Here is a 7,431-nt window from a genome sequence, read left to right as displayed (position 1 = left end):
TCAGCTGCTCTAACCAACTGAGCTAACGGCGCCTGCTGACGTCGTAGACATTAGCACCCGGATCGGCGGGAGGAAAAATCGAATTCCCGGTGGTCGACGGGGCCGCCGACCTGCCCACCCTCACACAGGCCCACAGCAGCACGTCCGGGCCGGGGAGCCACGGGTTACGGGTGTCGGGGGCGACCATCCAGCGGGGGCCGCCGGCGCCCCCGCCGCCGGTCAGGGGCGGGACCGTGACCGCGTCCCCGGTGCCGTGACAGAGCACCGGGGGCAGAGCGCCCTGGTGGCCCCGGGCGCCGCCGGCGGACCCGGTGCCCCACTCCTCCCAGGCCAGCAGCGACGGCAGCCGCTGCGCCGTGCCCGGGGAGGCGAACAGCAGCATCCGGCCCCGGTGTGTGGCGACCGGGCCCGACCCAGGCCCCTCCGCCCAGAGCCGCTCCAGCATGCGCCTGCCGAACAGCGCGGGCACGCTCACCACGTCGAAGGAGGAACCGCACGGCACCACGCCGGGGGAGGAGGGGTGCGCCTCCCACTGCGAGAGCGTGCTGCGGGGGTAGGGCGTCGCGCCCGCCAGCCAGGCGGCACCGGACGCGGTGACCTGGGCGGCCCTGTCGTCGGCCCGGTGGTCGGCGCGGTCCCGCAGCAGGGCGAAGAGGTCGACACCGTGGCGCGGGGCGGCAGCGGTCCGCAGGGTCGTTTCGTCATTCAGCCATGCGCTCATGACGTCATGTCTACCGGGCGTGACGCTCCTGTTCCCCAGAGTTGCCGAAAGCCGGACAGGGCGGGCCCCGGCGGAGTATCTTGCCCGACGGCATATGCCACGGGTGTACCCGCAGTGACGGACGGTCGTGCGGTGGCCGTGCCCGGATCGCGGCGTGGGGCCTTCGCGGAGGCCCGGTAGCAGGGCGCGGGGCCTGCGTGGGGCCCCGGGATCAGCCTGCGGGGGCTCGCGGGCCCCGGGATCAGGGCGTGGGGCCCTCGCGGGGGCCCCGGATCAGCGGGTGGGGTCGTTCAGCAGGGACCGGCCGAACTCGATCATCTTCTTGGCGTAGTCCTCGGTCCACTCCGCGCGCTCGGCTATGTCCGCGGCCGTGAGCCGGTCGAACCGGCGCGGATCGGCGAGCTGGGCGGCGGCCACGGCCTGGAACTCCACGGCTCGGTCGGTCGCCGCCCGGAAGGCGAGCGTCAGCTCCGTCGCGCGGGCCAGCAGCTCCTTCGGGTCCTCCATCGACTCCAGGTCGAAGAAGTGCTCCGGATCGGCTGCCGCCTCCGACGGCTCGAAGAGCAGCGGCGCGGGACGCAGCCTCTGCCGCTCGTTCCGCTCGGGTTGTGCCATGTGGTGTTCCTTCCTCGGAGGGCCGGACGGCCACCTTCCATTGTCCAGCTCCGCGCAAGAGCGCTGCCCAGGATCAGGGCGTCCAATGCACGCGGTGCTCGGCGAGATGCGCGAGGACCGCGTGGTTCGCCTCCCAGCCGTCGGGGAACTTCACCGTCACGCCCAGCTGCACCGGCTCCGTCGACGGGTGCTCGTCCAGCAGGTCGGCCACCCCGGCACGGCACACCACCACGCACGCGTGCCGGTGCCGCGAGGCCAGCACGCACAGACGGCCGGTCTCCAGATGGAACGCCGTGGCGTCCGGCCGGCCCGACAGCGGATGCAGGACCACCGTCACGTCGAACTCGCGGCCCTGGAGCCGGTTCGCCGTGTCCACCGCCACACCCGTCACGCCCAGCTCCGCGAGCGCCGCCCGCACCGCGGCGGCCTGGTCGCGGTGGGCCGTGCCGACCGCGACCCGCTCCGCCGTCACCGGGACCGGATCCGGGCCGCGCTCGCTCGTCGCGGCGCCGCCCCGGTCCAGCAGCCTGCGCACCACCAGGGCAACCGCGCGGACCGCCTCCGGGTCCGTGCGCGGGGTGTGCCGGGCCGGGAGCTCCAGCAGCCCCCAGCCGGACTCCGCCGCCTCGTCCAGCACCCGGTCCGGGCCCGACCCGTCCGAGGGCACGCCGAACGACAGCCGCCGGTCGCCGTGGTCCGTACCGCTGCGAAAGGGGGTGTACGGGTAGAACGCGTCCGAGACCAGCGGCGCCGCCGACGCGGGCAGCCGCCACGACACCGGCAGCCGGTGCTGGGGCAGCTCCGGATTGTGCGCGAGCAGCGTCGAGACGGCGCTCGCCGACGGGTCGTACGACAGGCCCGCCCACTGGTCGGCGCCCACGATCGAGAACGGGTCCAGCTGGCCCGGATCCCCGACGAACAGCGCCCGCTCGAACAGCCCGGCCACCGCCAGCAGGGCGTCCGACCGCATCTGGTACGCCTCGTCGACGATCGCGTGCCCCCACGGCTCCACGTTCTTCACGTGTCCCCACTTCGCGGCCGTGGAGATGACGATGTCCAGGCCGGCCAGGTCCGCCGCCTTCGCCGACTTCCGTACGTTGTCCAGGCCGTCCAGGACCTTGTCGTACGGATCGGAGTCGCTGCTGTGCAGCCGGCCCACCGGCAGCTCGGGGGCCTTCTCGGCCAGCCGTACCACCAGGTCGTCGACCTGGGCGTTGGTCTGCGCGACCACCATCAGCGGGCGCCCCGCCGCGGCGAGCTCCAGCGCGGCACGCACCACCAGCGTCGACTTGCCCGCGCCCGGCGGCGAGTCCACCACGACGCCGCGCGCCGTACCGCGCAGGGTGTCGCCGAGGATCGCGTCGGTCGCCCGCGCCGCCGCGGCACCCGGGTCGAGAACGGCTGTCACAGGAGGTCCTCCGCGGTCACGGGGTCGGGCTGCTCGGCGGGTCCGGTGGCGCGGTCGGCGCCCGGCGGGCCGCCGTGGGTCCACGGGGTGTCCTCCGGGTCGGGCAGCTTCGGACCGCCCCGCTGGTCGTGCTCGAACAGGGTCCAGGCGATCCGGTCACCGGGCTCCGGCACCGAACCCGGCGCGGGCTCCTTGCCCCGGCCCATCCGGTCCGTGATCCGCAGGACCAGACCGACCGCGCTCTCCGGGTCGTCGGTGGGCCCGGTGGCCCCGGTGGCGTCGGTGGCGTACCCCACGAACTCCGCCGTCTGCGGCTTGCCGTCCAGCGAGCGGTACACCTTGGTGCGCTCACCGAGATGCGGGCGCTCGGCGGTCCGCACCGTCACCAGGGGGCGCGGCGAGGGCCGCTTCGACTCGCTGTACGCCATCTCGACCTCCGTCACCTCCCCGACGAACGCCTCGCCCGCCAGCCTGCGCCCCGCCAGCACCAGCGGGTCGTCGAGCGCCTCCTGGGCGTCCAGCTGCGCCTGGGCCGTCTCCCGCGAGGCCAGCTTCTGCGCCGCCGTCACCGCGTCGTCCCGGCGCGGCTGCGGGGGCTCGCCCGCCCGCACCCGGTCCCGGTGCGCGGTGAACGACCAGCGGTCCCTGGTCCAGCGGTCCTCGGCCCTGGCCCCCTCGGGCAGCTCCCGCAGCAGGTCGAGCCCCCGCCACACGGCGTCCCAGGTGGGCAGCATCACCCCCGCGAGCAGCGACCTGATCTCCCGCTCCGCGGCGCTCAGCTCGCCGAGCCGGGTGTCGGCGTCGATGCCGTCCTCCGCGGCGGCCAGCGCCGTGCGCGCGCGGTCGTACCGCTCGATCGCGGGCGCCAGCAGCTTGTTGTCGAACGCCGGATCCGTCGCCGGTCCGGCCGGCGGGCAGACCAGCTGACCGGCACGGTCCCGCTCCAGCTCCGCCCGCAGCGCCGCCTCCGCACCGGACTCACCGGCCGGCGGATCGACCCAGGCGAGCAGCGCGCCGAGATGCTGGTCCTCCAGGCTGCTCTGGCCCGTGGCCCAGTGGCGGTTCAGCAGGTCCGTCGCCGCGAGCAGCAGCGAGGAACCCGGCACCCTGGCCCGCTCCCCGTAGTGCGTCAGCCAGCGGCCGAGCAGCGGCACCCGCGCGGGAGCCGGGTACGGGGTGTCCGGATCGTCCTCGGCGGTGCGCCGGAACCGCATGGACCGCCCCAGCAGCCGTACGAAGTCGAGGCCCGCCCTGCTGGGCACGATCAGCTGGGCCGCGTCCGCGCACAGCTCGACCTCGACCTTGACCTTCTTCCCGGTCTCGGGGTCGACCTCGGAGCGCTCGGCCGGCTCGACGGCATCGGCGTACGCCTCGATGTGCGGCAGGACCGCCTCGGCCAGCTCGGCGAGGAACGCGAACCGCAGATCCCGGTCGCGCGGCTGGGCCACCGCCAGCAGCCGGGGCGCCGCGCGGTCCGTGCCCACGAGCGCGCCCAGCGGGGCGCCGGCCTCACCGGCGGTCGTCAGCGGCACCACCACGAGCGGGCGGTCGGTCAGATGCCGGTGGCGGACGGTGGCCAGCGGCTGGGCGCGCCCGCTGTCGACCGCCTCCAGCCGGGCCAGCGTGCTGATCAGCGACACGGGACGCCACCCTCCACCCCGGCCAGGGCCTCGGCGCGCAGGGCGGCGGCCCTGCGCAGCGCCGCCACCGTCGGGTCGGCCGGGTCGCCCTCCTTGCCGGCCGCCGCGGCCAGCACCCCGGCGACCGTCGTCAGACCGCCGAGCTCGCCCCGCACACTGCGGCCCAGCGACTCCACCGCACCCTCGGCGCGGGCCTTGGACCGGCAGTGGAAGGCCAGCTCGCACGCGGCCAGGCACTCGGGGGCGTACGCGGCGGGGACGGCCTCGACCGCGGTGCCCAGCTCCTCGGGGGAGCAGCCCGGGTCGAAGGTGGTGCCCTCGGGCAGGGCGGCAGCGATGTCCTCGACCCGGGTCAGCCTGGTCAGCTGGCGGCTGGTGACGGCGCGCTGCTTGCGGACGTCCACGACCGAGGCGGTCGGCAGGTTGGAGAAGTCCTTCGGGCAGACCAGCAGGACCCGGTGTGCGACCTCGGCGCCCTCGGTCTTCGCGGCGATCCGCTCCAGCGCCAGGACGTAGACCGCGGACTGACGGGCCGCCGCACCGACCTTCGCGGCGTCCGCCGAGCTGTCGATCATGGGGAAGGACTTGATCTCGACGACCGTCCAGGTGCCGTCGGGGTGCACCACCACGGCGTCCGGCTCCAGATAGGCGGGGGAGCCCGCGACCTCAAGGGCCAGCATCGGATGGTCGAGCAGCGCCCAGCCGCCCGCCGCCGTGGCCTCGCGCAGCGCCAGCGCCGTACGCGCGGCGCGGCCCTCGGGGCCTGCCGCCGTCAGATCGGGGACCTCGGCCGTTGCCGGGGCATCGGCGTCGCCGCCGAGCCGCTCGACGAGGAGGCGCAGCAGCTCCGTGCCGCCGTCGGCCTTGACCTTCGCCTCGAAGGCGTTGCCCCGCACGAACGCGAACTGCGACTGGCCGAACGCGGCGGGGGAGCCGAGCGCGGTGGCCAGCACGGCCTTGTCGACGCCCGCGCCGTCGAGCAGGGCGCGCCGCTTGCATCCCGGGTTCGCGGCGAGCGCGGCCAGCGCGCGTGCGTCGAGCGGATGCGGCGCGACGGCGGGGCCGCGCAGCTCAGCGAGCCGCTGCCGGAGCGTCGTCGCTGGCTTCGGCTGCGGAGAGGGCGCGCGCGTCGCTGGGATCTGCGGAGGCGGTCCGCCGGCCGGGTATTCGCTCACCCGCGGAAGTCTTGCATCCGTCACTGACAATCGTGGATCTCGTGGGGGTACGGGATGCGGGCACCTGTGCGAACACCGCCCTCACCCGGTCCTTGACGCGGTCCGCGAGCCGCATGAACGGCCTGGTCAGCAGTGCCCCGACGGCCATCACGGCGGCGCCGGCCACGGCGTCGAGGAAATAGTGGTTCGCCGTGCCCATCACGACGAACACGGTGACCAGCGGATAGACGACACCGGCCGTCCGGACGAGCGGGTGACGGCCGTGGCGCCACAGCAGGACACCGCACCACACCGCCCAGCCGACGTGCAGGCTCGGCATCGCGGCGTACTGGTTGGTCATCCCGCTGAGGCCGCGCGGGGCGCTCGCGCCGGCGCCCCACCAGCCGTACGCGCTGTACTGCGCCATCGTGTCGACGAAACCGTGATGGGCGTCGAGCAGCCGGGGCGGACAGGTCGGCATCAGCGTGAAGCCGACCAGTCCGAGGAGGGTGGAGGTCATCAGCCAGGTACGGGCCGCCCGGTAGGCGGCGGATCGGCGCCGGAAGATCCAGACGAGGACGGCCGGGGTGACCAGGTAGTGCAGGGAGGCGTACGCGAAGTCGGCGGGTATGCCGAGTGAGGCGTGACCGGTCAGCAGACGGTTCAGGGGGTGCTCGGCGTTGATGTGCAGCGCCTTCTCCAGGCGGAGGATCGCGAGGCCGTTGTCCACGGCCGCGGGTATGTTCTCGTGGACCAGCAGCCGGCCCATCGAGTACAGCCCGTACACCACCGCGATCAGCGGGAGCTCCGTCCACCAGCGGGGCCGGTGACCGGAGGACGGTGTCGCGGCGGTGGCGTGCGGCATCCGGTGGCTCTCCCCATGTTCATGTGGTCGACGGCGAACGTTCAACCGTACGGTGGTCGTATGCCCTGATTCCCCTTGGGGGCCGTCCCACGCGGACGTTCCTGGTCATGCGGAGGTCGTGCGGGCCGGGCGGGCGCCGGGCAGGCGCCGGTCGTGCGAGGGGAGGGACGCCCATGGCGCCCCGCAGGTTGCCCGTGCAGCGGGTGGGAGATGATGGAGCGGGGCCCGCGCCCGCACCGGTCCCCGGCCGGTCACCCGTGTCCGCCGCCCCCGTCGCCGTCCCGGACACCGCCGTCCCGGACCCACCAGATCCTAGGGTCCCCGGATCATCGGATCTTCGTATTTTTCAGGGAGAGCCGTCATGGCACCGCGAATCCTGCTCGCCCGGCACGGTCAGACCCAGTGGTCCGTCCAGGGCAATCACACCGGCAGGACCGACATCCCCCTCCTCGACACCGGCCGGCAGGGCGCGGAGCTCCTCGGCGAACGGCTGCACCGGGAGCCCTGGGGCGGGCTGCCCGGCGTCGAGGTCCGGACCAGCCCGCTCGTCCGGGCCTCGGAGACCTGCGCCATCGCCGGGTTCGGCGACCGGGCCCAGCCGTGGGACGCGCTGATGGAGTGGGACTACGGGGATTACGAGGGCCTGACCCCGGCGCAGATCAAGGCGGACCGGCCGGACTGGCTCATCTGGCGCGACGGGGTCCCGGGGGGCGAGAGCCTGGCCTCACTGGCGGCCCGGGCGGACGAGGTCGTCGCGTGGGCGCGGTCCGCCGACCGCGATGTGCTGGTCTTCGCGCACGGGCACATCCTGCGGGCGCTGGGGGCGCGGTGGCTGGGGGAGGACGTGTCGTTCGCCGCGCGGATCCGTCTTGAGCCCACGTCGCTGTCGGTGCTGGGGTGGGCGTACGGGTTGCCGGCGCTGGAGCGGTGGAACGACACGGGTCACCTGGACCGGTAGGCGTCTTCGCCCGGTCCCGGGCGCTTCGGCTCGGGGGTGTTCTCCGGTGGGGGTTCACATGGTCAGCCGG

Annotated in this window: 7 protein-coding genes; 1 reads left to right on the top strand and 6 read right to left on the bottom strand. The window is 74.5% G+C overall.

Annotation, left to right across the window (positions count from 1 at the left end):
- Nucleotides 1–22: 22 nt before the first annotated feature.
- From JKV81_RS20540 to JKV81_RS20515, 6 genes are all read right to left on the bottom strand, one after another.
- Nucleotides 23–721, bottom strand: coding sequence for a bifunctional DNA primase/polymerase (locus JKV81_RS20540; protein WP_129263283.1), 699 nt, complete (start codon nt 719–721; stop codon nt 23–25).
- A 273-nt stretch (nt 722–994) separates the two neighbouring features.
- Nucleotides 995–1,336 carry a DUF8844 domain-containing protein gene (locus JKV81_RS20535; protein WP_099172772.1) on the bottom strand — a complete coding sequence of 114 codons (342 nt, stop codon included), beginning with the start codon at nt 1,334–1,336 and terminating at the stop codon, nt 995–997.
- Between the two features lie 73 nt (nt 1,337–1,409).
- Nucleotides 1,410–2,744, bottom strand: coding sequence for an AAA domain-containing protein (locus JKV81_RS20530; RefSeq protein ID WP_099172771.1), 1,335 nt, complete (start codon nt 2,742–2,744; stop codon nt 1,410–1,412).
- Nucleotides 2,741–4,384, bottom strand: a complete 1,644-nt coding sequence (locus JKV81_RS20525; RefSeq protein ID WP_202077095.1) for a hypothetical protein — start codon at nt 4,382–4,384, stop codon at nt 2,741–2,743. The genes JKV81_RS20530 and JKV81_RS20525 overlap by 4 nt, the downstream gene beginning before the upstream one ends.
- Nucleotides 4,375–5,559 (bottom strand): hypothetical protein, encoded by a 1,185-nt coding sequence (locus tag JKV81_RS20520; protein WP_129263278.1) that lies wholly within the window; start codon nt 5,557–5,559, stop codon nt 4,375–4,377. Before JKV81_RS20520 ends, JKV81_RS20525 begins: the two co-directional genes overlap by 10 nt.
- Nucleotides 5,456–6,403, bottom strand: coding sequence for a phosphatase PAP2 family protein (locus tag JKV81_RS20515; protein WP_129263275.1), 948 nt, complete (start codon nt 6,401–6,403; stop codon nt 5,456–5,458). Before JKV81_RS20515 ends, JKV81_RS20520 begins: the two co-directional genes overlap by 104 nt.
- A gap of 361 nt (nt 6,404–6,764) precedes the next feature.
- On the opposite strand from JKV81_RS20515, the gene JKV81_RS20510 reads away from it, so the two are divergent.
- Nucleotides 6,765–7,361 (top strand): histidine phosphatase family protein, encoded by a 597-nt coding sequence (locus JKV81_RS20510; RefSeq protein WP_202077094.1) that lies wholly within the window; start codon nt 6,765–6,767, stop codon nt 7,359–7,361.
- Nucleotides 7,362–7,431: the final 70 nt, after the last annotated feature.

The organism is Streptomyces silvae (genome assembly GCF_016745505.1).
GTDB classification, from domain to species: Bacteria; Actinomycetota; Actinomycetes; order Streptomycetales; family Streptomycetaceae; genus Streptomyces; species Streptomyces silvae.
This window is presented reverse-complemented; position numbering and strand designations above follow the sequence as displayed.

Bases quoted from the DNA above. Each gene is read 5' to 3' on its own strand.
- JKV81_RS20540 (WP_129263283.1), bottom strand. From the start codon at position 721: ATGAGCGCATGGCTGAATGACGAAACGACCCTGCGGACCGCTGCCGCC.
- JKV81_RS20535 (WP_099172772.1), bottom strand. From the start codon at position 1,336: ATGGCACAACCCGAGCGGAACGAGCGGCAGAGGCTGCGTCCCGCGCCG.
- JKV81_RS20515 (WP_129263275.1), bottom strand. From the start codon at position 6,403: ATGCCGCACGCCACCGCCGCGACACCGTCCTCCGGTCACCGGCCCCGC.
- JKV81_RS20510 (WP_202077094.1), top strand. From the start codon at position 6,765: ATGGCACCGCGAATCCTGCTCGCCCGGCACGGTCAGACCCAGTGGTCC.